This window comes from Enterococcus sp. BSD2780061688st2 D3 (assembly GCF_005844145.1).
Taxonomy (GTDB): Bacteria; Bacillota; Bacilli; order Lactobacillales; family Enterococcaceae; genus Enterococcus_B; species Enterococcus_B durans.
On sequence record NZ_SPHN01000011.1, the window covers coordinates 87,827 to 112,904 of the forward strand.

Annotated in this window: 23 protein-coding genes; 17 read left to right on the plus strand and 6 right to left on the minus strand. The window is 38.1% G+C overall.

The window, feature by feature from the left end; genetic code table 11:
* Window positions 1-85 precede the first annotated feature (85 nt).
* Window positions 86-1,435: an amino acid permease gene (locus FGQ66_RS10015; RefSeq protein ID WP_138302324.1), complete on the minus strand. Its 1,350-nt coding sequence runs from the start codon at window positions 1,433-1,435 to the stop codon at window positions 86-88.
* 308 nt (window positions 1,436-1,743) lie between these two features.
* Between FGQ66_RS10015 and FGQ66_RS10020 the strand changes: the two genes are divergently transcribed.
* Together FGQ66_RS10020 and FGQ66_RS10025 are read left to right on the plus strand one after the other, a co-directional pair.
* Window positions 1,744-2,628, plus strand: a complete 885-nt coding sequence (locus FGQ66_RS10020) for a WaaS/CpsH family glycosyltransferase (protein ID WP_138302325.1) — start codon at window positions 1,744-1,746, stop codon at window positions 2,626-2,628.
* Window positions 2,629-3,339: 711 nt separating this feature from the next.
* The gene (locus FGQ66_RS10025; RefSeq protein ID WP_138302336.1) at window positions 3,340-5,475 is read left to right on the plus strand and encodes a HelD family protein; all 2,136 of its coding nucleotides are present in this window, start codon (window positions 3,340-3,342) and stop codon (window positions 5,473-5,475) included.
* Window positions 5,476-5,673: 198 nt separating this feature from the next.
* Here the strand turns inward: FGQ66_RS10025 and FGQ66_RS10030 are convergent, their stop codons facing one another.
* Window positions 5,674-6,615 (minus strand): 2-dehydropantoate 2-reductase, encoded by a 942-nt coding sequence (locus FGQ66_RS10030; RefSeq protein ID WP_138302326.1) that lies wholly within the window; start codon window positions 6,613-6,615, stop codon window positions 5,674-5,676.
* 135 nt (window positions 6,616-6,750) lie between these two features.
* Here FGQ66_RS10030 and FGQ66_RS10035 point away from each other — a divergent pair, with 135 nt between their 5' ends.
* The 6 genes from FGQ66_RS10035 to FGQ66_RS10060 all read left to right on the plus strand — a co-directional run bounded on the left by FGQ66_RS10035 (window position 6,751) and on the right by FGQ66_RS10060 (window position 14,521).
* The gene (locus FGQ66_RS10035; protein ID WP_138302327.1) at window positions 6,751-7,866 is read left to right on the plus strand and encodes a glycerate kinase family protein; all 1,116 of its coding nucleotides are present in this window, start codon (window positions 6,751-6,753) and stop codon (window positions 7,864-7,866) included.
* Window positions 7,867-8,111: 245 nt separating this feature from the next.
* Complete coding sequence (locus FGQ66_RS10040) at window positions 8,112-9,617, plus strand: Lsa family ABC-F type ribosomal protection protein (protein ID WP_138302328.1); 1,506 nt, start codon at window positions 8,112-8,114, stop codon at window positions 9,615-9,617.
* Between the two features lie 75 nt (window positions 9,618-9,692).
* Complete coding sequence (locus FGQ66_RS10045; RefSeq protein ID WP_138302337.1) at window positions 9,693-10,232, plus strand: histidine phosphatase family protein; 540 nt, start codon at window positions 9,693-9,695, stop codon at window positions 10,230-10,232.
* A gap of 322 nt (window positions 10,233-10,554) precedes the next feature.
* Window positions 10,555-11,622, plus strand: coding sequence for a DUF871 domain-containing protein (locus FGQ66_RS10050; RefSeq protein ID WP_138302329.1), 1,068 nt, complete (start codon window positions 10,555-10,557; stop codon window positions 11,620-11,622).
* On the plus strand, window positions 11,623-12,519 hold the full coding sequence (murQ, locus tag FGQ66_RS10055; protein ID WP_104661790.1) for an N-acetylmuramic acid 6-phosphate etherase: 897 nt from the start codon (window positions 11,623-11,625) through the stop codon (window positions 12,517-12,519). It begins immediately after the preceding gene.
* A gap of 13 nt (window positions 12,520-12,532) precedes the next feature.
* Complete coding sequence (locus tag FGQ66_RS10060; RefSeq protein WP_138302330.1) at window positions 12,533-14,521, plus strand: glucose PTS transporter subunit IIA; 1,989 nt, start codon at window positions 12,533-12,535, stop codon at window positions 14,519-14,521.
* Between the two features lie 99 nt (window positions 14,522-14,620).
* Here FGQ66_RS10060 and nrdI read toward each other — a convergent pair whose 3' ends face one another.
* A complete protein-coding gene (gene nrdI, locus FGQ66_RS10065) occupies window positions 14,621-15,082 on the minus strand; it encodes a class Ib ribonucleoside-diphosphate reductase assembly flavoprotein NrdI (protein ID WP_138302331.1) in 462 nt (153 codons plus the stop codon).
* A 210-nt stretch (window positions 15,083-15,292) separates the two neighbouring features.
* On the opposite strand from nrdI, the gene FGQ66_RS10070 reads away from it, so the two are divergent.
* Window positions 15,293-16,717 carry a basic amino acid/polyamine antiporter gene (locus FGQ66_RS10070; RefSeq protein ID WP_138302332.1) on the plus strand — a complete coding sequence of 475 codons (1,425 nt, stop codon included), beginning with the start codon at window positions 15,293-15,295 and terminating at the stop codon, window positions 16,715-16,717.
* Between the two features lie 211 nt (window positions 16,718-16,928).
* Here the strand turns inward: FGQ66_RS10070 and FGQ66_RS10075 are convergent, their stop codons facing one another.
* A complete protein-coding gene (locus FGQ66_RS10075) occupies window positions 16,929-17,249 on the minus strand; it encodes a DMT family transporter (RefSeq protein WP_081133952.1) in 321 nt (106 codons plus the stop codon).
* 365 nt (window positions 17,250-17,614) lie between these two features.
* Between FGQ66_RS10075 and FGQ66_RS10080 the strand changes: the two genes are divergently transcribed.
* From FGQ66_RS10080 to FGQ66_RS10095, 4 genes are all read left to right on the plus strand, one after another.
* Window positions 17,615-18,301, plus strand: coding sequence for a DUF969 domain-containing protein (locus tag FGQ66_RS10080; RefSeq protein WP_005877274.1), 687 nt, complete (start codon window positions 17,615-17,617; stop codon window positions 18,299-18,301).
* A 1-nt stretch (window position 18,302) separates the two neighbouring features.
* Window positions 18,303-19,247 (plus strand): DUF979 domain-containing protein, encoded by a 945-nt coding sequence (locus tag FGQ66_RS10085; RefSeq protein WP_081133951.1) that lies wholly within the window; start codon window positions 18,303-18,305, stop codon window positions 19,245-19,247.
* Between the two features lie 53 nt (window positions 19,248-19,300).
* On the plus strand, window positions 19,301-19,945 hold the full coding sequence (pcp, locus tag FGQ66_RS10090; RefSeq protein WP_005877278.1) for a pyroglutamyl-peptidase I: 645 nt from the start codon (window positions 19,301-19,303) through the stop codon (window positions 19,943-19,945).
* A gap of 77 nt (window positions 19,946-20,022) precedes the next feature.
* Window positions 20,023-21,318 carry a hypothetical protein gene (locus FGQ66_RS10095; protein WP_081133950.1) on the plus strand — a complete coding sequence of 432 codons (1,296 nt, stop codon included), beginning with the start codon at window positions 20,023-20,025 and terminating at the stop codon, window positions 21,316-21,318.
* Between the two features lie 191 nt (window positions 21,319-21,509).
* Here the strand turns inward: FGQ66_RS10095 and pnuC are convergent, their stop codons facing one another.
* Entirely contained in the window at window positions 21,510-22,253 is a 744-nt protein-coding gene (gene pnuC / locus FGQ66_RS10100) for a nicotinamide riboside transporter PnuC (RefSeq protein WP_113845346.1), read from the minus strand.
* A gap of 356 nt (window positions 22,254-22,609) precedes the next feature.
* Between pnuC and gloA2 the strand changes: the two genes are divergently transcribed.
* The 4 genes from gloA2 (at window position 22,610) to FGQ66_RS10125 (ending at window position 24,482) form a co-directional block, all read left to right on the plus strand.
* On the plus strand, window positions 22,610-22,990 hold the full coding sequence (gloA2, locus tag FGQ66_RS10110) for an SMU1112c/YaeR family gloxylase I-like metalloprotein (protein ID WP_005878026.1): 381 nt from the start codon (window positions 22,610-22,612) through the stop codon (window positions 22,988-22,990).
* A 92-nt stretch (window positions 22,991-23,082) separates the two neighbouring features.
* Window positions 23,083-23,601, plus strand: coding sequence for a hypothetical protein (locus FGQ66_RS10115; protein WP_081133948.1), 519 nt, complete (start codon window positions 23,083-23,085; stop codon window positions 23,599-23,601).
* 80 nt (window positions 23,602-23,681) lie between these two features.
* Entirely contained in the window at window positions 23,682-23,861 is a 180-nt protein-coding gene (locus FGQ66_RS10120; protein WP_081133947.1) for a P-loop NTPase family protein, read from the plus strand.
* 54 nt (window positions 23,862-23,915) lie between these two features.
* The gene (locus tag FGQ66_RS10125; protein WP_081133946.1) at window positions 23,916-24,482 is read left to right on the plus strand and encodes a GNAT family N-acetyltransferase; all 567 of its coding nucleotides are present in this window, start codon (window positions 23,916-23,918) and stop codon (window positions 24,480-24,482) included.
* Window positions 24,483-24,855: 373 nt separating this feature from the next.
* Here FGQ66_RS10125 and FGQ66_RS10130 read toward each other — a convergent pair.
* The coding region (locus tag FGQ66_RS10130; protein ID WP_010776915.1) for an IS256 family transposase at window positions 24,856-25,078 on the minus strand (223 nt) is incomplete at its 5' end.

A 25,078-nucleotide genomic window follows, 5' to 3' on the forward strand; every position in this document is an offset into this window, starting at 1 on the left:
TTTTATCTTCTCATCATAATAAAAAACAAGCAACTGATTTGCGATAATCTAGTTGCTTGTTTCATGTAACTCATTCAATTGTTTTTTAGCCTTTTTGTATAGCAAAACTATCATTTTTTTTACGATAACTAAAGAAAATGATCAAGTAAAGCAATGCAGTCAATACAGTAACCCCGATAGAATTTGTTAACAAGATACCTATCAAGATCAATCCTAAGATGACCAAAGCGAGTAAATTCACACATTTTGCAAACAAAGTACCTCGTTTTAAAGAGAGGATAAAAGCTGCGGCACTGATCATGATCCATATCACTAGGACTGTATAGGAGAGGGAACCGGCAAGATAACCAAACAATTCATCCCCAACAAAATAAGAAAGTACAACGCCAAGATATAAGATACTTGCACAAAAAAGTACAGAACGTTGAGGGACATGGTGTCGATTCAAAACAGCAAGTTTATTGGCTGGACCTTTTTTATCCTTCAATCGAAAATACAACAGACGGGAAGAAGCATAGACACCGGAGTTGATTGACGAAAAGAGTGCGAGTACGATCACAAAATTGACGATATCTGGTGCAAAAGGAATATTCATTTTTTCAAATACCATCACAAATGGGCTAACTGTTGTTCCTGCCAAATTATTCCAAGGGAAAATAATCAATAGTAAAAACAATGGAATAATATAGAATGAAACGATTCTTCCCATTACCCCACGAATTGCTTTGGGAATAGCTTTTTTAGGATCATCAGCTTCACTAACCGTGATAGCGATCAGTTCTGATCCACCATATGAATAGATCACTACGAGTAAAGAGTTAATGACTCCTTTCATGCCATGGGGAGCAAATCCGCCATGGTTCGTGATATTTTGCAAAGTAGGGAAAACGCCATGTCCCAACATTTGCTGACCCACTAGATAGATACCGAAAATGATCAGCAAGATGATCACGCTGATTTTAGCAAAGGCTAACCAATATTCTGTTTCAGCGAATAATCGGACAGAATATAAGTTGATCAACGTAGTTAAAACAGCTAAGATCAAAACAAACGCCCAAGTAGGGATATGAGGAAACCATAATTGCAAGAAAGAGGCTGCAGCAACTGCTTCTGCAATGATATTGATCGTCCACATAGAATAATAGACCCAATCCACAAAATCAGCAGAATGCGAACCTAAGAAAGGACGGACAAGACCTGAAAGACCATGCTGAGTATCGCCACCATCTAGCACCAGTTTCCCTAAACCATTCATAACGATGAATAAGACACATCCGCCAATCAAAAAGGCAATCAAGACAGAAGGGCCGGCAATACCGATTGCTTCGCCACTTCCTTTAAATAAACCAGCACCGATAGCACCACCTAATGCAAGCATTGTGATGTGTCTGGAGCTAAGTTGTTTTTTTAGTTTGGTGTTTTTAGTTTTTTCCATAAAGAACTCCTTTTCTAGTAATATCAAACCGAAATGCTTGTTTTTTAATAATTAAATAATCAGCTACTTTGAAAATAACTTGTTTTATCATAGCAAATTATCTGATAATTTCAACTATTCTGTAAATGTTTTCGGTTACTTTAATGAAAACATCATAAATTTGCCATAATGACTTGTCCTAGTGAGTGTGATTGTTCGCCTTTATTTTGCGAAAGCAAGCGTTTTATTCGCTTTTTTGATCGTTAAGGCGATATGATAGCAAAAAGTAGTATTCTTTTATATTGAGATTTGAAAGCGAGGGGATTGAGATGACTGCATCACCTATTTTATTGATTCCAAAAAATCGATCGTTGTACTTTTTTCCATCTATTGATTCACTCGACGTAATAACAGCAAAAGAGTTATTTGTCCCAACATTTTTTTCTTCCTTTCAAAAAAAGTTGGCGACCTATGAACTGATCATTTTTTTAGATTATGGCTTTGAACTTGAGATGGCGCAACTGATTCGTCCCTATACAAATGCGAAGATCGTGCTTTTTTTCTGGAATCATTTCAAAGAAGAGCATTTCAATTTATTAAGAGCAGCAGAGCAAGAACCGGCAATCAATGAGTTCTATCATTTTGATTTTCTAGAAGCACGAGAGATTGGATTGAAGCATAACAGTTCTTTTTATTCTAAACATATGGTTATGCCAAAAGTCGAGATTACGTCTGACCTATTTTTTGGTGCGACGAACCATGGACGTAAAAAACGTGCAGAAGAGTATAAACAAGAGTTTGAAAAACGTGGAATAAAACCAAATTATTTTATTCTTCCGCTGAAAGGAAACGAACAAGCTGGTTATCTTTCTTATACAGAATACCTAGAACGAACGGCTCATTCCCGTGGTATTTTAGAACTTGTACGTGAAGGACAACGGGGAGTGACATTGCGAACCTTTGAATCACTTTATTTTGAAAAAAAATTAGTGACGGATAACGAAGCGGTGAAGCATTATCACTTTTACGATCCTCAAAATATTTTTCTTCTTCAAGAAAGAGCATTAGACGAATTGCCTGATTTTTTAGCTACACCTTATCACCCAGTTGATACAGCGCTTCTTGAATTTTTTGATGCACAAGCATGGGCTCAACGTTTTTTACAGCAAGATCAGGAGATATACCGACAGTATGAGTACCGTGAAGTAAAATAGAGGAAACCAACAAACAAGAATAATGAAGTAAATGTGGGACAAATCTAAAAAACAGATTTGCTACAGACCCTCGAATAAACGGCGGGAGCAGAAGCAACTCCTTCTTAAATAAGCCGAAATTCACAAAAATTTGAAAAGCAATTTTCGTGAATTTCTTCTTATTTTTCGGAGTTGAACACTTCTGCCCTAGCCTCTTTTTTCTCCAATTTTTCAAACCTAAACGACTTTTGTCTCGACCTCTTTTTCAAAACAAAATCTCTATTGGAATCGAGGAAAGGACCCAAAATACATAATTGTCACGTGCATGTTTGTCATAGCAGATTTAGTTACAAGAAGGGTCTCGTTCATTTGATGCTGTACTTCAAAGAAATGATTTTCGTTTTTTCGCAGATTTTGAAATGATTTTTGTTGATCGTTCGAAAACTAAGATACTTTAGAACAGTTAGATCAAAGCTCAGCATTTTCTGATTGGCTGGCTATCTTGTTCTTTGAAGTGTCTTTCTGGAAGGGATATTGGAGGCAAAAAAAACATACTAAGATTAGAGGGTAATTTCATCCGTCGATGAATTTACCCTCTAATCTTAGTATGTTTCCCTTACATTTATTATACAGGAAAAAGTGAGTGAAAAACAGACTAGTATTTTTGCCAACACCTCGTATAATGAGACATACTCTGGGAAATGGATGTGAAAACGGATGGAAAAGCAACGCATGTTAGAGGAACATCATTTATCATTTGTTCATCAAAAATTGGTTACTCGCAAAAATACTCTACGCTCTTTTCTAGATAAAAGCTATGGGAGCCATTTGCAGGACCTCCAAACAATGGGGACGGATATTCGGCTCAACTTTGACAACTTGTCAGATAGCCTAGAAACTTATGCTGCTATTGAGAGCAAAAATCGCGAAATTGACCAAATGAACCTGAGCTTACAGACAGCAGAAAAAGAACTGGCTACCATTGAACGTTTGCTTAAATCACCCTACTTCGGGAAAATAGTCGTTGATTTTCTTGATGGCGAATCCGCCGAATCTTTTTACATTGGCATCAACGGTTTTGCAGATGAAGAAAGTCATAACTTGATCTATGATTGGCGTTCTCCAATTGCAGAACTTTTTTATAATAATACGTTGGGTGATTCTTCCTATCAAGTCAATGGTCACATGATTGCTGTATCTATAGAAAACAGACGGCAACTAATTGTTGCGTATGATAAATTAATCCGCTTTTTCGATACGTCGATTGCAATCCAAGATGATGTATTATTGGATGCATTAGAAAAGAACGACGGAAAAAAGATGCGGGACATCACGGCATCGATCCAAAAAGAGCAAAACTCAGTCATTCGGGATCAATCGAGCCAAACCTTATTGGTCAATGGAGTCGCAGGTAGCGGAAAGACCTCAGTTATCATGCAACGTGTTGCTTATCTGTTGTATCAATACCGTAGTCAGATCACTTCTGACAATGTGCTGATCCTTTCACCAAACCAAGAATTTATCCACTATATCTCGGAAGTCTTACCTTCATTAGGTGAAAAGAATCCTTTGAATCAAACGATTCGGCAGTTTTGTTCGTTCTTGTTGCAAGAAGCAAAAACAGTTCCTTTAGAAAATGAAGAAGCCTATTTTTCCCGATTGCAAGAACCTGTAACTTTTCAGACAGAAACGATCCGCAGCAATGAGTTTGTAGCCTTTCTGCAAGAAGCGGCCAGTAAAACAGCGCTGATCGAACCTTCTTTTCACTCGATCCTTCGAAAAGGCAAAGTCATTATATCTAAAGAAAAGATTCAGTCAATCTATCACTCTACGCCTCAACTCCCAATGATCGAGCGATTACAGGCAACTAAAAAAAGATTAATAAGTGAGTGGGAGTCACAATTGATCAGAAATAGCAAAAAACAAGAATTACAGGATCAAGTATTAACACTTTCTGAACAACAACAACAAAGATACTTTGGTCATTTGATCGAGGATGATTCTCCAACGAGTATCCAAAAATATACCATGCAGTTATTAAGAATGAGGTATCACGTCGTTGATGACCAATTGAAAGATAATAGTTGGATCGATGAAGATCGATTTTTAGATCACTATTATACAGCGTTCACTCAACGACCTTATTTAAAGCAGTCTACAATAACTTTGGATGAAGCAGTAATTCGCTTATTCAACCGACATTTGTTTGTCGAGAAACTTGCCGTACCATCGCTGTCTTTTCTGTTGATTGATGAGATCCAAGACTATACTCCGGCTCAATGTGCACTGTTATTGACGCTATTTCCCCGAGCAGCCTTCACTATGGTTGGGGATGAAAATCAAGCAATTTTCAATTCGGCGATCCCGTTTAGTGAGATCCAAAAAATCTTCGAGACAAACAACCGAACAGTAAAACGTTATGATTTACGAACGAGTTACCGTTCTAGTGGGGAGATCACTAAACTATTTGCAAAACTTGTCAATGATGAAACTCTGTCAATTGTACCTGTTCGCCCAGCAGGAGAGTCTCCCCGATTTATTCGTTTTGAAAATGAAAGGAAATGGCTGGCGGTGATCACACCTTTCATGAAAAATGAAAACCACTATACGATATTGACAAAGAGCCAGACGGAAGCTGCTTTTTTGGAAGAATATTTCAAAGGACAGGCAAACCAACGATCTTTTTCGATTTATTCTATTGATATCGCTAAAGGAAGAGAATTTGATCATGTTATTCTTTACGATATCTCAAAAGAAAAATTCCATACCGCTCAAGACAAGCGGATATTGTATACACTGTTGTCACGGGGCATGGAAAGCATATTTGTCACCTATAAAAAAGAGCTTAGCGATTTTTTTCAAATCTGAAAATCATTCAATGCTAGAGGTCGAGACAAAAGTCGTTTAGGTTTGAGAAATTGGAGAAAAAGACGAGGCTGGGACAGAAGTGTTTAACTCCTAAAAAATAAGCAAAAATCCACAAAAATTGAGAAACAATTCCTGTGGATTTCGGTTTATTTTCGGTTGTAAACATTTCTGTCCCAATTTCTTTTTGCCGTTCTATTTTTATTTGGCGGCAAGTAATCCTTCTTTTGAGTGGATCAGTTGAGTCAGAAATGCACAATAAGGTGTTGGAATGTCATATTTTTGTCCTTTTTTCCATACCGCACCATTGATATAGTCGATTTCTGTTAATCGATGATTTTTGATCAGGTCTTGGTACATGGATGGATAATGCAATCCGATATTGTCAGGATCATAGGTTGCTTGGATATGTTGATTTACTTCTTCTTGATCGAGTTCAATACCTTCTTTTTCTGCAACTGCCGCAAATTCAGCAACGATGGTACGTACCATATCATTTGTTGGTTGCTGTTCGCCTAAACCAGCGATGTTGCAGTCTAAAATAGTACATAAACCATTTAGAGTACCGTTGACACAAGCTTTTCGCCAAATCGAATACCGGACATTGCTACTATAAGTTGGATTTAATTTGGCATCTTTGAATACCGCAACAACTTCTTTTGCAAATGCTTCTCCTTCGGGTTCAAGATTTTCCAATTCGATCTCACCGTCCCCCAACAAAGTAACGTGACCAGGTCCGTCTAATCCTGCTGTCCACATGGTGATCCCAAATAAGATATTCTTTTTCGGTACATATTTTTCTAAGACATCTTCGTGACCAAGACCATTCAAAAGACAAAGGACATGAGTCTGTTCCGTGATGATCGAGTTGATTGCTTGAAACATACCATCTAGCTGATTCGCCTTTGTTAGCGCAATGATCAAATCTGCTTGAATGTTACTTTTTATTACTTCTTCTGGGGAATAGATCGGGATTGCTTCAACGATTTCTTTCCCATTAAAATTTGCAATCAGACCATTGTTTCTGATTGCTTCGATGTGGGCAGGCCAGCGATCGATCAAAATCACTTCATTCCCGCTTTGATGAAGCATCAATCCCAAGCGACTACCCATTGCGCCAGCACCGGCTATAGCAATTTTCATATAAAAAATCTCTCCTTTTTTTACAATACCTCTTTAGTATATATAAAAAAGTAAAAAAAGAGCATTGTTTTGTTTGAAAAAAAGGAGAAGCCGTGTCTTACTAGAGGAGAGAAGAACAATTCAGGAGGAATGACCATGGATATAGTAGCTGCAATTGATTCCTTTAAAGGGAGTGCAACATCTCTCGAACTAAACCAAGCTGTGTTGGATGCATGGCAATTGACAGAAGGTAAAAAAGTCAATTTGCCTGTAGCTGACGGAGGCGAAGGGACAGCAGAGGTGATTCATTATGCGCTAGGTGGTACGTGGCGTCAGTTGGAAGCAATCGATCTGCTTTTTAGGAAAAAAATCTGTCGTTATCTGCTGACGAGTTATCAAGGTAAAAAGATAGCAGTCATTGAATCTACGGAAGTGATTGGGATCGACTTGCTGACACAACCAACCGACCAAACAATTCGTTTAGCATCTAGCTTTGGCTTAGGTGAATTAGTAAAAGATGCCCAGAACCAAGATGTAGATCAGATCATCGTGACTTTGGGTGGCAGTGGCTGTTCAGATGGCGGTTTAGGGTTGCTACAATCGTTAGGCGCACGACTTGAAGGGATCACGGAGGGGAATCCATTGCTTTCAACTAAAAAGATCGATCTTCGAAATCTACAAGAAGATTTTGGAGAAGTCGAACTATTGATAGCTGCTGATGTGACAAGCCCTTACACTGGTGCGCAAGGGGCAGCCCGCTTATTTGGAAAGCAAAAAGGAGGATCTCCCGAAACGTTGGCATTTTTAGATGCACAAGCTGTACGTCTAGCAAACCAACTGGCAACAGATTATGGCATCGATCTAGATCGTTTGTCCGGAAGCGGTGCAGCTGGTGGTATTGGAGGGGCATTACTATTGTTAGGTGCTAAAATGGCTTCTGGGTTTACCGTTGTTTCACAACTGATCGGTCTTGAAGAACAAATCAAGAAATCGGATCTTGTGATCACTGGCGAAGGGCGTATCGATCAGCAAACGATTCATGGTAAAGTTCCCTATGGTGTCGCTCGGTTAGCAAAAAAGTATGGAAAAACGATCATTGCCTTATGTGGAAGTCGTGAGAAAGATTTAGGAGAATTAACAAGATTTTTACCTAGTGTATTCAGTATCCAACTTGGGCCTATCTCTTTAGAAGAAGCAATGGGACACGAGGAGACGCTGACCAAAGTCAGTATCTTATCTGAGAATCTTAGTAGATTAGTAGAAAATGAATGACCTTAGTTGACAGATAGAAAAACAATATGTTAACCTAAGGGCAAATAAAGTGAAGTGAGGGATCCGCGCATTGAGAATTTAAGTCAATTATTGAAGCTGCATCAAGACTGTCTCCATCATACCATGGGGAGAGTGTGCAGATTTTCAGAATTGGCTAGTTCACAATGGTGGGGTCTCTTTTTTGTTCCCGTTCTTTAGTGACCAGTTCTGAAAATAGGACTGGTCTTTTTTTAGGGGGAATGAATATGTCCAAAATAGAAATTAAACAATTAACCTTTGGCTATGACAACCAAACGACATTATTATTCGATCATGCAACACTAAATTTTGATACAACTTGGAAGTTAGGACTGATTGGCAGAAATGGTCGTGGAAAAACAACTTTATTAACTATTCTGCAAAATAAACTGGCTTTTCAAGGACAGATAAAACACCAACAAGAATTTCTTTATTTTCCACAAAAAGTAACAGAAAAAGAGCGTTTGACTTACTACGTTCTTGTTGATATCGCTGATTTTGAGCTTTGGGAGATTGAAAGAGAACTGAATTTGATGGAGACAGACGTGGAAATCCTATGGCGCCCCTTCAATACTCTATCTGGTGGTGAAAAAACGAAAGTCCTGCTGGCTCTTTTGTTCATTGACGATCAGCATTTTCCATTAATTGATGAACCAACGAATCATTTAGACGTAGTGGGAAGAAAGCAAGTTGCCAATTACTTGAAAAAGAAGAATCAAGGATTTATTGTCGTCAGTCATGACCGCGGATTTATCGATGAAGTGGTTGATCATGTGCTGGCGATCGAAAAAAGTCAATTGGAATTGTATCAAGGAAACTATTCTGTTTATGAAGAGCAAAAACGGTTAAAAGATGCGTTTGAAATCGGCCAAAATGAAAAAATCAAAAAAGAAGTGAGTCGTTTAAAGAAAACTGCTGCTGAAAAAGCAGAATGGGCACGGTCTCGTGAAGGAGATAAAACGAAAAAAAGTGTTGGATTTATTGATACAGAGAACCGACGAGTCAATCGTGGTGCAATTGGGGCTGATGCGGCTCGTACGATGAAGCGCTCGAAAGCAATCGTGAATCGAATGGAAACGCAAATCGATGAAAAAGAAAAATTGTTGAAAGATATTGAATACATTGATCCATTGACGATAAATGTGACCAAAACGCATCATAAGCGCTTATTGGAAGTGGAGGATCTCCAATTAGGTTATGACGAGATGCTTTTCGCTCCGGTTCGCTTTTCTATTGAACAAAACCAATGTGTGGCATTGACTGGACCAAATGGTATTGGCAAGTCGTCCATCATACAGTACCTTCTTGGAGATTTTACTGGGAGAGCAGTTGGGGAAGTCAAGCAGCCGCAACAGCTAACGATTAGTTATGTCCGACAAAATTATGAAGATAACAAAGGGACCCTAAGCGAATTCGCCGAAAAGAATCGAGTGGATTATCAAGCTTTTTTGAATAATTTACGCAAACTGGGAATGGAAAGAGAAGTCTTTCATAATAAAATCGAGCAAATGAGTATGGGGCAACGAAAAAAAGTTGAACTTGCAAAATCACTGTCCCAAAATGCCGAACTGTACATTTGGGATGAACCGCTAAATTATTTAGATGTCTTTAATCAAGAACAGTTAGAACAATTGATTTTAGAAAACAAACCACCTATGCTGATCGTTGATCACGATCAAACATTTCTCAAAAAAATAGCAAGTCAGGTTGTCTTGTTGACACCAGCGAGATGAATCCAAGAAGAGAAACTTGTTTGACGAGTGATTTATGATACAATCGAAACAGAATTAGCGAAGGGAAGTTATTTGATGTTATACGTGACCAGACATGGAGAAACAACTTGGAATGCACAAGGGTTAGTCTGTGGCAGAGCAGATGTGTCTCTAACCGATAAAGGAAAAAGACAAGCAGAGTTATTAGCTGAAAAAGTCACACAACTAGATATACCAGTGACAAAAATCATCCATTCTCCTTTACAACGTGCCAAGCGAACAGCTCAAGCTGTGGCTGACAGACTAGAATTATCGATGGAAGAAGATGATCGTCTGATCGAAATGGACTTTGGAAAGTATGATGGTGTACCGAGCAAAGACGCAGCTTTTCAGGAAGCACGTCAGGAGTTTGCTGTACGTTTCCCAAATGGTGAATCCGTGCTAGATGTCTATGCTCGTGTGGTTCCTTTATTAAAAGAGTGTTTAGAAGATGAAGAGAATGTCTACTTGCTTGTTTGCCATAATGCATTGATGCGGGTGATCAATGCGTATTTCAATCCGATGCCAAATCATACTTTTTTTGATTTTTATGTGGATAATACTGAGTTAGTGACGTTCGAAAAAACGATTGATTAAATAAAGCAACTAGTTTCTAACGTTGAAAGTCAGCTGGGAAAATAGTGGATGCGCGTAATTAAATAAAAGAAATTCTCTTTGATCAGTGATGAAAAAATGAGAACTTTTCTTGATATAATTGCTTTGGGAAATTGTTTATTTGATAGGAGGAAGACGGACATTAGATGTCCGTCTTTTATTTTATTTTCTGATCAAAATCACATCAAAAAAACCTTTACAGAAATAAAATTAATATATTTTTATAAAAATGTTGAAATTTCATTTCATTCGAGTTATACTCTGTTCATAGAAATGAAGACGGATACACAAATGGGGGAGAAAAATGTTTGGATTTTCGATTTTTATGAATGAACCTTTGACTGAAGAAAAGAAAGCATATATCAAACAAATGGCAGACAGTGGATTTCAAGGGATCTTCACGTCCATGCATATTCCCGAAGATGATCCCACGGCCTATAAGAAGCGTTTGATGGCACTGGGAGAATGTGCAAAAAACCATCAGCTTGATTTGATGGTTGATATTTCAGGGGATGCTTTAAGTCGTGCAGGTTTTTCTTTTGAAGATTTGAAACCGCTAAAACAGATTGGTGTAACCGGTTTACGAATGGACTATCACATTCCAAATCAACAAATCGCTGACTGGTCTCATCAGATCAAAATCAGTTTGAATGCCAGTACGATAACAGCTCAAGATGTCCAGGAATTAGAAGAAGCTAAAGCCGATTTTACTCAACTTGAGGCATGGCACAATTACTATCCGCGTCCTGAGACAGGGCTTGACTATCAGTGGTATGCGAAAAAGAACCGCTGGCTAAAAGAACAGGGCTTCACGATCCAAGGGTTTGTTCCAGGTGATAAAGATTTACGCGGACCAGTCTATCAAGGGTTGCCAACACTTGAAAAACATCGTAATATCCACCCTTTAGCAGCAGCCATTGAGTTAGCCGCTTGTCAAACAGATCTGGTTTATATCGGTGATGGTGGTTTGTCAGAAGAAGTGCGCGAGCAGTTTTTGATTTATCAGCAAGAACAAAGCATTTTATTGCATGTAGATGTAATCGATCATGAGTTTTTTGAATATGTTTTAGGAAATCATACTAATCGCCAAGATGATGCAAGAGATGTTCTCAGAAGTGCTGATGCACGTTTTAGAGAAATCCCATACATTCCAGTTCGTGATACGAATGAACGAAAAAAAGGATCGGTCACTTTAGATAATGAGAAATACTGTCGATATATGGGTGAGATCCAGATCACGAAACGAGACCTACCTGCAGATGAAAAAGTCAATCGGGTAGCGCGAGTCATTGAAGAAGAATTACCGTTACTTGAGCAAATACATGCAGGAGTAAATTTTAAACTAATCAAAAAAGAAAAGAAGGCAAATTAGATGAATACAATCAACTTAGAAAATTTAACAACTGAACGTAGAAATGAACAAACATTTGGACTTGACGAAATGAGTATCACGCAAGCTGTCAATTTGATGAACCAAGAAGATCAAAAAGTAGCACAAGCAGTATCAAAGGAGTTATGCAATATCGAACCAGTGATCGAACAAACAATCGAATCATTCAAAAAAGGCGGTCGCTTGATTTACATGGGTGCTGGTACAAGTGGAAGATTAGGTGTCTTAGATGCAGCAGAATGTGTTCCGACATTTGGCGTAGAGCCTGAAATGGTCGTTGGGCTGATTGCTGGCGGAGAAGCAGCAATGACAGTGGCTGTTGAAGGAGCAGAAGATTCTCTTGAGTTAGGAAGAGAAGATTTGATCAACTTACATCTGACAGAAAACGATATGGTTGTAGGTATTGCTGCAAGTGGGCGGACACCTTACGTTATTGGCGGTCTTGATTATGCACGCTCGATTGGTGCCAAAACAGCGACGATTTCGTGCAACAAAGATGCAGAAATCAGTAAACACGCAGATTTTCCGATTGAAGTGGACGCTGGGCCAGAATTTTTGACCGGTTCTACTCGTTTGAAGTCAGGAACAGCTCAAAAATTGATTTTAAATATGATCTCAACAATCAGCATGATCGGTATTGGTAAAGTGTTCAATAATTTGATGGTCGATGTTAAACCAACCAACGAAAAATTAGTAGAACGATCAAAACGAATCATTATGCAAGCAACAGACGTTGACTATGAAACGGCAGAGAAGTATTTTAATGAAGCAGAACAAAATGTCAAATTAGCCATCGTTATGATTTTAACAGACAGTGACAAGAAAACAGCACAAGAAAAATTGGTTGACGCAAATGGGTTTGTAAAAGGTACCTTATAAGGGGGAAAAACACATGGCAAAAGAGGAATTGACTTTAGAAGAATTAGCTTCACGGATTTATGCTGGAGTAGGTGGAATGAACAATGTGGAAAGCATTGTTCATTGTATGACTCGTGTACGCATGAAGATCATCGACGATGCATCAGTCGATGTTGATGAATTGAAAGCGATACCTGGTGTTCTAGGTGTAGTAGAAGACGAGCAGTTGCAAGTCATTATCGGTCCTGGAAAAGTCAATAAAGTCGCTCAAGCAATGGTTGATCAAGCCGGAGTAAAACTAGGTGAAAAAATTTCTTCTGGTACACCTAAATCTACTAGTACGGATACATCTGGAAAAGCGCTAGTGAATGAACGCGCTCAAGCAATGAAGGCAGCCCAAAAATCAAAACAGAAACCTTCTAAAATAAAATCGATCTTGAAAGATATCTCTAATATTTTTGTACCAATGATCCCTGCATTCGTAGGAACAGGGATTGTTGCAGGGATTGCAGCAGTCTTAGCGAACTTAGTGACAGCTGGTACGTTAGATGCTGCAACATGGCAACAATACATCGACATCATGAATATTCTGAAAAACGGAATGTTTAGTTATCTAGTTATCTACACGGGTATCAATGCGGCCCAAGTATTTGGCGCAACACCAACGCTTGGTGGTGTAATCGGTGCGGTTGTTATGCTTACTGGGATGAACCCAGAAGCACCTCTTAAAAACTTATTTACAGGTGATCCATTGGCAGCAGGTCAAGGGGGAATCCTAGGAGTTATCTTTGCGGTATGGTTATTGTCGATCGTAGAGAAAAAATTGCATAAAGTAGTTCCTGATTCAGTCGATATCATCGTCACACCAACACTGTCATTGATCGTGATCGGGTTAGTAGAAATTTTCTTGATCATGCCATTAGCTGGATTTATTTCAGACGGTATGGTTGGCGGCATCAACTGGGTGCTAGGTGTCGGCGGTGCCTTTTCAGGTTTCGTATTAGGGACACTTTTCTTACCAATGGTTATGTTTGGATTGCATCAAATTTTAACACCTATCCATGTACAAATGATTGATGAAACAGGTAAAACACTTTTATTACCTATTTTAGCAATGGCTGGTGCAGGACAAGTCGGTGCAGCTTTGGCTTTATGGGTCCGCTGCAAAAAAGACAAAGAATTAACTGAAATGATCAAAGGTGCATTACCTGTTGGGATTTTAGGGATTGGTGAACCATTGATCTATGGAGTAACATTACCATTAGGCCGACCATTTATCACTGCCTGTATTGGTGGAGGTATCGGTGGTGCTGTAATCGGAATGATCGGAAATGTCGGCGCCATTGCGATCGGACCTTCTGGAGCTGCATTGATTCCATTGATTTCTGATGGAAAATGGTATGGGTATGTCTTAGGGTTATTAGCTGCTTATGCAGGTGGATTTGTAGCAACTTTCTTCTTTGGAATCCCTAAAGAACAATTGGAAAAAGAAGCTCTTGCAGAAGAAATGATCATCAATGAACCTGTTGCATCAACTGTCGCTGCAACGAACATGGGTACAAGTGAAATCACATTGACAGCAGTTGCGGATGGAACTGTTGAACCGCTTGAAAATGCAAGTGATCCTGTGTTTTCACAAAAAATGATGGGGGAAGGCTACTTCGTTGAACCTGTAAATGGACAAATCTATTCTCCTGTCACAGGGAAGGTCAGCTCAGTTTTCCCAACAAAACATGCGATCGGCATCACTACAGCAAATGGCTTGGAGATCTTGCTCCATATGGGAATCAATACAGTTGATCTCGGTGGCAAACCTTTTGATCTAAAAGTTGTAGAAGGACAGCAAGTGACCTCAGATACATTAGTTGCGGATGTGGATTTGGCAGCAATCAAATCAGCTGGAAAAGAAACATCGATGATGGTACTTGTTACAAATATGGATCGTGTTGCAAATTTTGTTCTTGAAAAAACGGGTAAAGCAAAAGCAAAAACACAAGTGATGGATGTCGAAACAAAGGCATAGAAAACACAAAAAGTAAACTACCGCCCTTGGTTGTCAGAATAAATTTCTAACAATCAGGGGCGGTAGTTTTTACGATTATCCACTCTATTGTTAAGAGGACTACTTCGCGTTATGTGCAGAAAAAGTTTTAGCTAATATCGCATATACATTTGCCACATCTGTAGGAGTACCTCGTAATTCATAGTCGGCGAGAAATGGGAAGCCGAATTTTCTTGCGTACTGTTTGGCGGTCAAGCAGTACTGGTTGTTAAAGTTTTTGTTACCACTTCCAACGACACCAAGACAAAGTGTATGGTTTTCTTCATATTCAAGATATTCACGCAACGTTTCAGTCAAGATCTCAGTGTCTCCGTTGTCCAGGCCGTTTCCACCATCTAAATAGGTAGGAACAAAAGTAAAGAAAGGTTCGCTTTCTTTTTCAAAGGGACTGTTTTCATGGATTTCTTTTAATGAAATCTCCGGCATCTCAGGATTATCTGCGTGTTGCTTTTCAGCATATTCCGCTATATGTTTAGCGAATGCACGTGTATTTCCAGAGATGGATAGATACAAAATATTCATGCCATTTCCTCCAATCATTCCTATTTAGTATAGCATCTTTTTGGTACTTTTTGTGAAAGGGTTTTGAGTCGATGAATATTCAAATTCCTTGTATAATTAGAAAAGAATCGTTACAATTATTTTTCTATTAGAATTTTTATAAATAAAGTAAATTAGACGAAGTTTTGCTATACTTTTGCTAAAAGCGCTTTAATTTTGGAGGATGTTTAAATGGATACAGAGCGACAGAACAAAGGAATTGGATTGGTTCCATTAGCGGCCTTAGTAATTGGGTCAGCAATCGGAGGTGGCGTGTTTGGTATCATGACGGACATCTCAGGATCGGCTGGAGGCCCCGCTATTTTCAGTTGGGTACTTGTAGGTACGGCAATGATGATGCTCTCGTTATCAATTAATAATATCAATAAAAAGCGTCCAGAACTAAAGGGTGGAATCTTCAGCTATGCAGAAGCAGGTTTTGGTCGTTTCGCAGGTTTTATCAGTGGCTGGGGTTATTGGCTGACGTGTTGGCTAGGCAATGTGGCTTTTGCTACACTATTGATGAGCGCACTAGGCTACTTTTTCCCTGTCTTTGACGGAGGGCAAAATGTTGCATCGATCATTATGAGTACGATCCTTCTTTGGGGGTATGCGTGGTTAGTCAATCGAGGAGTCGAAAATGCCAGTTATGTAAATGCTATTGTCACAATCTGCAAACTTGTTCCGTTATTCTTGTTTATTGTTGTTGCTATCAGCACGTTTTCGATCCAACAGTTTATAGATAATTTTTCGAGCGAGATCATTTTGAATGCCAATGGGCAACCAATTCCTTTTTCAAGTCAGGTATTGAGCTGTATCATGGTGATGTTGTGGGTGTTTGTTGGGATTGAAGGGGCCTCAGTCGTGGGTTCTAGGGCTAAAAAGAAATCAGATGTCGGAAAAGCAACGATTCTGGGGATTTTCGGATTGATCATTGTATATGTCCTTGTTTCAATGCTTCCGTATGGCACGATGTCGATGCAAGAACTACAAGGAATCGATACACAGCCAGCAATGGGGTATGTCTTTGAAATGATGGTAGGAAAATGGGGAGCTGTTCTGATCAATGGAGGATTGATCATTTCCTTAGTCGGTGTTTGGCTGTCTTGGACGATCTTACCGATTGAAACCATGCGAAACATGGCGGATGATGGATTATTGCCAAAACGTTGGGGAAAAGTGAACAAAAAAGGCGCACCAACATACGCGATCATTTTAACAACTATCTGTACGAATGTTTTCTTGCTCTCTTTATTATTTACAGACAGCGCGTATAATTTTGCGTATACGCTAGGTACAGCAGCAATTTTCTTTACTTGGTTATTCTTAGGGTTATATCAAATGAAACTCTCTTATCAAAGAAAAGAATGGGTTCAATTTCTGGTAGGTTGTTTAGCTACGGCGTTTCAGGTCTGGGCCATGCTTGTTGTAGCATTCAATGAAGTGATGTTGGTCTTAGTTTTATTCTTGCCAGGTATCGTTTTTTACCTGAGGGCGAGAAAAGAACAGAATGAACCGATACCACATCTCCATCTAGACAGGATTTTATTGATCGTCGTCACAATGATTGGTTTGATCGCTTCTGTTTTGTTTGCGACAGGGATCTTACACGTTTAAAAAGAAAAATCCAAACATCCGAGATCATCTTTTTATTCAACCTTAACTGGACTGAATAGAAGACTTCAAGGTGTTTGGATTTTTTTGTGTCAAGAGCCGATGATTTTTCGATTTAGCAGATATTCTGGAGACATCTACCAAATAATAAATAGTTGAAATATGCTTTACTCTTTAAAAGTCATATGCTCTACCATTGGTTTCTTCAAGGGGATCAATGGCCACTTGTCATCTTTATTCCAATAATACTGATCAATAAAAGTCCGACAAAGAACCAGGTTTGCGGAGTTAATTTGTCATGGAACAACCCAACTCCTACGATGACTGAACCAAGCGCGCCGATACCTGTCCAAATGGGGTAAGACAAACTCATAGGTAAAGTCTTGATTGCTTTTGAGAGGAAATAAAAACTAGCAATCATACCGAGAACTGTATAAAGAGAATAATTTAATTTAGAAAAGCCGTCACTCCACTTCATCATCGTTGACCAAAAAACTTCCAAGAGACCCGCAAAAATCAATTCGATCCATGCCATAAGTCATTCCTCCTTCTACACAAAAAAGAGGAGAAACATTCCTTCAAAGACCTAATGGAATGCTTTTCCTCTTTTATACTACCCGGTGGCAGTTGTGTATTTATTTTTGTAGCTATAGTATACCACATTTTTGTTTTTTGATTACTATAAGTAAAAAAACAGACAGGATAAGCATAGAAAATTGTTTGGAAAGAGTCATTATAAGAAAATAAGAAATTTAGAATAACCAATAAAAAAAGCGAATTTTAATGAAATTGACTGAATTTTCACAAAAAGAAGTGGATTTAATTGGATTTTGACTATATTTTCATTGCTTTTTGATTTATAATAAAAAAACATCTTGTAATCTTGGGGGAGGAAAACATATGGAGAACTATCTTAGTCTTTTAGGAGTATTGATCGTGATTGTCGGTTTTGCCCTTAAATTAGACTCAATCTTGATCGTAATGGTGGCGCTAGTTGTAACGGCGCTGACAGGAGGTCTAGGAATAGGCGGCATGCTTGAAACATTAGGGACAAGTTTTGTCAACAATCGAGGAATGGCAATTTTTATTATTATCATGCTTGCTACAGGAACACTAGAAAGAAATGGTCTGAAAGAATCAGCCGCTTCTTTAATCAAACGTTTCAGAAAAGTATCGGCAGGAATGATCATCGACATCTACGGTGTATTTCGAATGATTTTTGCCGCATTCAATGTCAGCTTTGGTGGGGTGGCAGGTTTTGTTCGACCAATCATCATGCCGATGGCTTTAGGGACAGTTGAATCAAAAGGATTAGAAATCGATCCAAGACACGAAGAAGAATTAAAAGGGATGTCTTCTGCAATGGAAAATATCTGCTGGTTCTTTGGTCAAGTACTGTTTGTAGGGGGAGCAGGTGCATTGCTTGTTCAATCTACATTGAAAGATCTAGGCTATGAAGTCACATTAGGACAATTAGCTTTAGTTGAAATACCAGTAGCAATCGTTGCATTAGTGGTTGCGAGTGGTTACTTCTATCTAAAAGAGAAAAAAATAGCGAAGAAATATTATTCAGGAAAGGGGCAATAAAATGAGCTTTTTTACAAGTCCTGAAATTTTATTGGGAGATAAATTATTAGAAGTACTATATATTATCATGGGTCTAGTCCTTATTTATACAGGGTTCAGAAATATCAACGATAAAAGCAACCCACATCGTTATGGCTCCGCATTTTTCTGGATAATTTTAGGTGTAGTCATTGCCGGTGGACGTTGGATACCTGCACTTGTCAATGGGATCTTGATCTTTGCTATGACGATTCCAGCAATTGCGCAAAAAGTAAGTAAAGGTGAAAGTCGTTTACCTTCAAAGCAATATATGGAAAAAATGTCAGATAAATTAGGGATGAAAATCTTTATTCCTGCATTGAGTATCGGTGTCCTTGCTATTTTATTCGCGCTGTTCACAAAACTTGGTGCATTAGTTGGTGTTGGTGTTGGTGTATTTGTCGCAATGCTTATCTTGATGTTTTTCTCAAGAGACAATCGTCCAACAACTTTCTTGGATGATGCGGCAGACATGTTAGGCACAGTAGGACCTTTAAGTATGCTACCAATGTTGTTAGCTTCTTTAGGTGCTGTCTTCACTAGCGCTGGTGTTGGTACTGTGATTTCTAATGCTGTAGGTACGATCGTCCCAGAAGGAAATGTAGATGTTGGAATCATCATCTATGCATTAGGGATGGTTATCTTTACGATCATCATGGGAAATGCTTTTGCAGCAATCACGGTAATGACAGTCGGAATCGGAGCACCATTTGTATTCAGTCAAGGAGCAAATCCAGCATTGATCGGAATGGTTGCTTTAACATGTGGGTTCTGTGGCACATTATTGACACCGATGGCTGCGAACTTCAACATCGTGCCAGTCGCAATGTTAGAAATGAAAGATAAATATGGCGTAATCAAGAATCAATTGTTTGTGGCTATCTTTATGTTAGTTTTCCAAATCGTGTATATGATTGTATTTAAATAGCATAAACTTTATAATAAGTAAGTAGTCCATTAACAATAACGGAGGAATGTAAGATGAAAGTATTAGTAACAGGTTTTGATCCATTTGGTGGAGATAAAGTCAACCCAGCTTATGAAGCAGTGAAAAAAATGCCTGATGAAATCGCAGGCGCGAAAATCATTAAAGTTGAAGTACCGACTGTTTTTGCTAAAAGCGGCCAAGTGGTAGAAGAAGCAATCAAAAAACATCAACCAGAAATCGTTATTTGTGTCGGGCAAGCGGGAGGACGTTCAGCTGTTTCTTTTGAACGTGTTGCGATCAACTTAGCAGAAGCTAGGATCGAAGACAATGAAGGAAACCAACCATTTGATACAGCATTGGAGCCAGACGGACCAGCAGCTTATTTCACTTTATTGCCAATCAAAGCGATGACGAAAAACGTTCATGATCATGGACTTCCAGCTTATATATCTTATACAGCAGGAACCTTTGTCTGCAACGATATCATGTATCGTCTCCTTCATTTAATCAATACAAAATTTCCAACGATCCGCGGTGGGTTCGTTCATGTGCCATTTTCACCAGATCAAGTGATTGATCGCCCAGCCGGCACACCGTCGATGTCACTAGATGATATTGCTGCTTCACTTACGTATGCTGTTGAAGCCGCTGTTACAAATAAAGAGGATATTTCTGGTAACGCAGGAACTACTCACTAATAAAGAGAAGATAGCATCGGCTGGTAGATAAACGATATCTATCAGTCGATTGTTTTTTTGAGAGGAAACAATAAGTAGTGGAAGAATGGCAACAAGTACTTCAAGAATGGTACCCTAGAGAAATCAATAAGACTTATCCCATCAAGATATCGAAACAATATACCAGTAATCAAAGATGGGAGATCTATGAAAAACTGACAAAAGACCAAAGAAAGTTAGTCGATCAGCATCGACGTTATCTGATCAATTCGCGCTTCATGGAAGAAAACTATTTGGCAGCGACAGATTGGGTGTTTGAAGATTTTAAGATCAATCCTTTTTTTCGAACCAAAAGAAGGCAACAAAAATTGTATTGTGATTGTGGAAGAGAACTAAAAGTACAGTATGTCGTCAAATCACCGAAGACTGGAAAACAGCTGAAATTGGGGATCAATCATTTTGCTGAACACCTCCATGTAAGTCCACAGATCGCTACGTCGATCAACCAAGGAATGACCAAGGTCGATCTAGCCTTAGACGAACTTTTATGGCTGAAACAGCAAAATATTGAGTTCCCAGAAGATTTATGGCAAGAATATTGCTTTATGCTCTACCAAAATCGTAAACTGAAGAATCCTTATCTTCCAGATGAAAAGCTAACTAAACGACTAGCAGACTTCCGTTTGGCTAAAATGCCTATCTATATTGCAGATCATCAAGCATTGAGTCATGAAATCAAACAGATCGAAAAACAAATTACAGGAAGTACAAAAACACTTCGTGGGAAAAAAGAACTATTTGATGACTTCTCTGATGCTTTAGAAAAAGATGTTGAAGCATTTCTCCATCAGTATAAAATATTTTTACAAAAGGATTGGGCATCTATTTCAATCGAAGGCGGAAGGAAACAATCTATCGCCTTTTTTGAAGCATTTATCGCAACGTTGCGCAAAACAAAGCAAATGGCAGGAAGACAACAAAAGACCGAAATCGAGAGATTGGCTCAGGATCAACGCTTTATCCAGCCGGCAATCTATTTGTTTATCTGGGAACAGTATGTACGCTATGGTTTTTCAGAAGGTTTTTTTGATAGTATTCCCCGAGTGATGCGTAATGGTTTTTTGAAGGTATTACGAAAAGAAAAAAAACAAAAATCCTATGAGTTACAGGAAGAGACAGTACCACGACCAAAAATCGTGTCCGAAAAAAAGTGGGAGGAACTAGCACAATCGGTAAAGGAAAAAGGAACAATACCAGTTTTGAAGAACCTAGAGCGAGAAGGCTATCAGTTATCAGATGAGCAACAAGAAGCATTACACTACTATCGAAAAATCGAATATGTTGCTCGGTCTGATAAGACCGAAATAAGACGATTGCTAAAAGAGTTACTATAAAAGAACAGTAGGACATTGCAAAAAATCAGAATTTCAAATTGGAAACAATGAATTGCGAAGATTTCCACTTGAGTATTTCAAAAAGGGGAGTGTGAGCAACAAATCAAAAAAATGCGGTAGCCAGGGCTAGAAAAATTTCTAAGCCATGGTTTACCGCATTTTTTAGGAATATCTTTTCTCAAGAGGAAGTATTAAGCGTGTTGAGAGTAATAGTCCTCTTCCATTTTTTGCATCCGTTCACGTTCTTTTTGGTTATACCAAGGAGAAACAGTGAAAGCAAGTACATCATTCAATAAGTATACAGAACTATTGACGAACATTGCTAGACTTGCAGAACCATGGGTAAAAGAGATATACCATAGAACCATTTGAGCTAATCCAGAAGCCAACCACCAATAGTATTGATTGTTGTAACGTAAGAAGCTAATGACACCAGCGGATAAACTGATTGAAAAAGCAATTGCATCCACCCAAGGGCGTGGATCATCTGTGTATGTGCCAATCAAGAAACCAGAGACGAAATAAACGATGATGGTAGAGATGATTGCGATGAACCAAATTTTTCCTGTAAATTTCCGGATTTTTGATGCCATGTTATGATTCCACTCTTTACTTAGTAATACTGGGATGTCTAAAGTAATCATATAGGCTATCTGTTCGCCGATGCTTAAGTAATTTTTGGCGGAAAACCCGACAATAATAAAGCAAATCGCAGATAATATACCTAAAATACCATTAACAGATTTGGCTGCATTGATCGATAAAATACACAATACACCAAGATTTGTTCCAATAAAGGCAACAATGGATAGCCAAGTGATTGGGCTGTTGACTAGTGTCATGATTTGACAACCAAGACTAAAAAAGAATAAATAATAATTTTGTTGTGGCCAGCCCTTTAACTGATGTGCTAAAAAACGAAAATATGATTTCATCTATATAAAACTCCTTTAGACACTAAATGTAGTGTTTGTTAATTTTTACAACACAACCTATTGTATTCTTTTCTAAAAAAAAATCTAGTCTTTCAATTAAAAATAATCTGTGTTATGATTACGATTGCTTGTTTTCTTGAGAATATCAAGAACTTTACATTTAAAGAATGAAAAGACGAGGTCGGGACAGAAGTGTTTTACTCCGATAAATAAGAAGGGGTTCATAAAAATTGTGTTTCAGTTTTTTTGAATTTCGGCTTATTTTCGAAGGAGTTGCTTCTGCTTCCGCCGTTTTTTTGTTTTCTGAGAACAAAACGAGTAAAATGAAAGAATAACCAGTGAAAAGGAGAAGTAGTATGGAGCTTTCTGTTATTCATCATGTAGCAATAATTGTATCGGATTATCAAAAATCACGTGATTTTTATGTTAATAAATTAGGTTTTGCTATTATTCGGGAAAATTATCGGCCGGAACGCAACGATCATAAATTGGATTTGAAACTTGGCGAAGCAGAACTGGAAATTTTTGGAATGGCCGATGCGCCAAAACGCCCCAACTATCCAGAAGCATGTGGATTGAGGCATTTAGCCTTTAAAGTAGAGAACATCGAACAGACAATCAAGGAACTCCATGAAAAAGGGATCGAAACCGAACCCATAAGAAAGGATACGTTTACTGGCAAGAAAATGACTTTTTTCTTTGATCCAGATGGCTTGCCATTAGAATTACATGAGTGATGTAACAAAAATGTCACTTTTTTTTTAACTCATTCGATTTTTCTTTCGAAAAAATCCTGTTATCCTGAAAAAAAAGAAACAGGAGATAAGTGATGAAAAAAGTGATTTTTAGCTTAGCTATTATTGTAATTATCGGCATCACAGCGTCTTTAGGATTGTTGGATGCGACATTTAGCTATGATGATATCAGTGAACAGGATTATCGTATCTCATTGAAAAAGGCAACAACGATTTTTAAGGAGGAAGCGCATCAAGAAAAAGTAGATGCTATCCAATTTATTTCCAAAAAAGATGTAAAAAATCAAACAAATAACACCTTTGAATATCTATTCATCTATCAGGATCAAGTTGTAGTGATCGACCCAACAACGGGTAAAACAGAGATAAATCCAGTAGAAAAAACCGAAAAAAGGTCCTACGTTACCTTTGATATAGATGCAGTTTCTAGTGTTAAAACACCGCAAGCCGCGATGAAAGAAGCATTGAAGCAATGTGGGCAAAAAAGAGCGAAGGCAAAAGACTGGCAGCTTTTGATCAAAAATAGCAAGCTCTATTATGAAGTTGATTTGTTGGATAATGAACGGACACAACGGTTGTTGATTCAAGCGTAAAGAGAAGTGTTATCGCTTCTCTTTTTTTTGATATGAGAGTAAGCTATTTATGTGAAGGAATGAAAGGAAGTCGTTCAATTATGGAAAAAATGAAATGCCCAAATTGTGGAAAGAAATTTGCTTATGAAGAAGTCAATAATGTGGTCGAACATCAAGATAAAGAAATGCCTGTTGTTTGCCCGTATTGCCGTACAGAAGCTACACGAATCGTTACACATGGCTATTTTGTGACACAAAAAATTGAAGATTATTTAAAATAACGACTTTGCTCTTTATTTTTCAGTATGATAAAATGAAAAAAAGGAGAGAAATAAATGATACGTTTTGCAAAAAAAGAAGATGCGCACGAAATCGCACCACTTATTTTAGTTATTTTGAATGATATGGAACTGCCATTTTTACAAAAATATGGGACAACAAAGACCCTCGAAATCCTAGAGGAAGCAATCACTGATCCTACCTATCGTTATAGTTATACAAGAGGGATCGTCGAAGAATTAGATGGGAAAGTAGCTGGAGTTGCCTATGGGTATACAGATGCAGATGAACCATTTATTGACAAGCCGCTAGAAAAAATCCTCAAAAAACATGGGATCGAAGAGACAGAACAGCTCTTTATCGATCAAGAAACATTTCCTAATGAATGGTACTTAGACTCAATCTCTGTTTCTGAGGAATTCAGAGGACATGGCATTGGTTCTAAATTGCTTTCTGCTTTACCAAAATTAGCAGAAAAAGAAAAAAGAAAAGTGATTGGTCTGAGCGTTGATGAACAAAATCCCAAGGCAAAAAAATTATATGAGCGTCACGGGTTTAAAGTAGTCGGTCAACGGATAATTAGCGGACATTTATATGATCACATGCAGAAAACGCTTGATTAAAGCGTTTTTTTATATTTATATAGTTATTTTTTAATCATCTAATTGAGAATGGAACGATTATCATATAATAAGTTTTTGAGCGGAAAAAGACAGTTGCCGCTCTTTTTTTTATGTAAATATACTGAAAACAGCTGTTGCATTTTTTATTTTATTTATTATAAATCCCTATTTTATAGCCGCTGACACCAGATTTTAATAGTTAAAGAATTTATGAAAATCATTTCTTTTTCATTTCAAATGTTTTACAATATCAAAGTATTTTTTTATTATAGTATAATACTAAAGAAATATTTATTATTGTTTGAAGGTATGCTTGAGTGAGGGAGCGTCAATAATTTTGTGTAAATAACTCGTCCTTCTGCAAAATAATGGGTTACTCAGTAAACATTGAAGCTAATGTATCCGTCACTTGTTGGAAGCCTTTATGGCTTCTATTTAAGAATTTTTGATTGTATGTATCAAAGATGGATACTAGGAAACGCTCTAGTGATTCTTCATTTTGAAACTGCTCTTTTCTGCGGCTGTATTTCTTGATTTGTTTATTGAAAGATTCGATTAAATTAGTTGAGTAAATGCTTCGGCGGATACCAGGCGGA

What these genes read in the sequence shown, in the direction of transcription:
- FGQ66_RS10040 (WP_138302328.1), top strand. Translation starts at nt 8,112, where the DNA reads ATGTCCAAAATAGAAATTAAACAATTAACCTTTGGCTATGACAACCAA.
- FGQ66_RS10060 (WP_138302330.1), top strand. Translation starts at nt 12,533, where the DNA reads ATGGCAAAAGAGGAATTGACTTTAGAAGAATTAGCTTCACGGATTTAT.
- FGQ66_RS10030 (WP_138302326.1), bottom strand. Translation starts at nt 6,615, where the DNA reads ATGAAAATTGCTATAGCCGGTGCTGGCGCAATGGGTAGTCGCTTGGGA.
- nrdI (WP_138302331.1), bottom strand. Translation starts at nt 15,082, where the DNA reads ATGAATATTTTGTATCTATCCATCTCTGGAAATACACGTGCATTCGCT.
- pcp (WP_005877278.1), top strand. Translation starts at nt 19,301, where the DNA reads ATGAAAGTATTAGTAACAGGTTTTGATCCATTTGGTGGAGATAAAGTC.
- FGQ66_RS10085 (WP_081133951.1), top strand. Translation starts at nt 18,303, where the DNA reads ATGAGCTTTTTTACAAGTCCTGAAATTTTATTGGGAGATAAATTATTA.
- murQ (WP_104661790.1), top strand. Translation starts at nt 11,623, where the DNA reads ATGAATACAATCAACTTAGAAAATTTAACAACTGAACGTAGAAATGAA.
- FGQ66_RS10035 (WP_138302327.1), top strand. Translation starts at nt 6,751, where the DNA reads ATGGATATAGTAGCTGCAATTGATTCCTTTAAAGGGAGTGCAACATCT.
- FGQ66_RS10125 (WP_081133946.1), top strand. Translation starts at nt 23,916, where the DNA reads ATGATACGTTTTGCAAAAAAAGAAGATGCGCACGAAATCGCACCACTT.
- FGQ66_RS10115 (WP_081133948.1), top strand. Translation starts at nt 23,083, where the DNA reads ATGAAAAAAGTGATTTTTAGCTTAGCTATTATTGTAATTATCGGCATC.
- FGQ66_RS10045 (WP_138302337.1), top strand. Translation starts at nt 9,693, where the DNA reads ATGTTATACGTGACCAGACATGGAGAAACAACTTGGAATGCACAAGGG.
- FGQ66_RS10020 (WP_138302325.1), top strand. Translation starts at nt 1,744, where the DNA reads ATGACTGCATCACCTATTTTATTGATTCCAAAAAATCGATCGTTGTAC.
- FGQ66_RS10120 (WP_081133947.1), top strand. Translation starts at nt 23,682, where the DNA reads ATGGAAAAAATGAAATGCCCAAATTGTGGAAAGAAATTTGCTTATGAA.
- FGQ66_RS10070 (WP_138302332.1), top strand. Translation starts at nt 15,293, where the DNA reads ATGGATACAGAGCGACAGAACAAAGGAATTGGATTGGTTCCATTAGCG.
- FGQ66_RS10075 (WP_081133952.1), bottom strand. Translation starts at nt 17,249, where the DNA reads ATGGCATGGATCGAATTGATTTTTGCGGGTCTCTTGGAAGTTTTTTGG.
- gloA2 (WP_005878026.1), top strand. Translation starts at nt 22,610, where the DNA reads ATGGAGCTTTCTGTTATTCATCATGTAGCAATAATTGTATCGGATTAT.
- FGQ66_RS10080 (WP_005877274.1), top strand. Translation starts at nt 17,615, where the DNA reads ATGGAGAACTATCTTAGTCTTTTAGGAGTATTGATCGTGATTGTCGGT.
- FGQ66_RS10050 (WP_138302329.1), top strand. Translation starts at nt 10,555, where the DNA reads ATGTTTGGATTTTCGATTTTTATGAATGAACCTTTGACTGAAGAAAAG.
- FGQ66_RS10025 (WP_138302336.1), top strand. Translation starts at nt 3,340, where the DNA reads ATGTTAGAGGAACATCATTTATCATTTGTTCATCAAAAATTGGTTACT.
- FGQ66_RS10015 (WP_138302324.1), bottom strand. Translation starts at nt 1,435, where the DNA reads ATGGAAAAAACTAAAAACACCAAACTAAAAAAACAACTTAGCTCCAGA.
- pnuC (WP_113845346.1), bottom strand. Translation starts at nt 22,253, where the DNA reads ATGAAATCATATTTTCGTTTTTTAGCACATCAGTTAAAGGGCTGGCCA.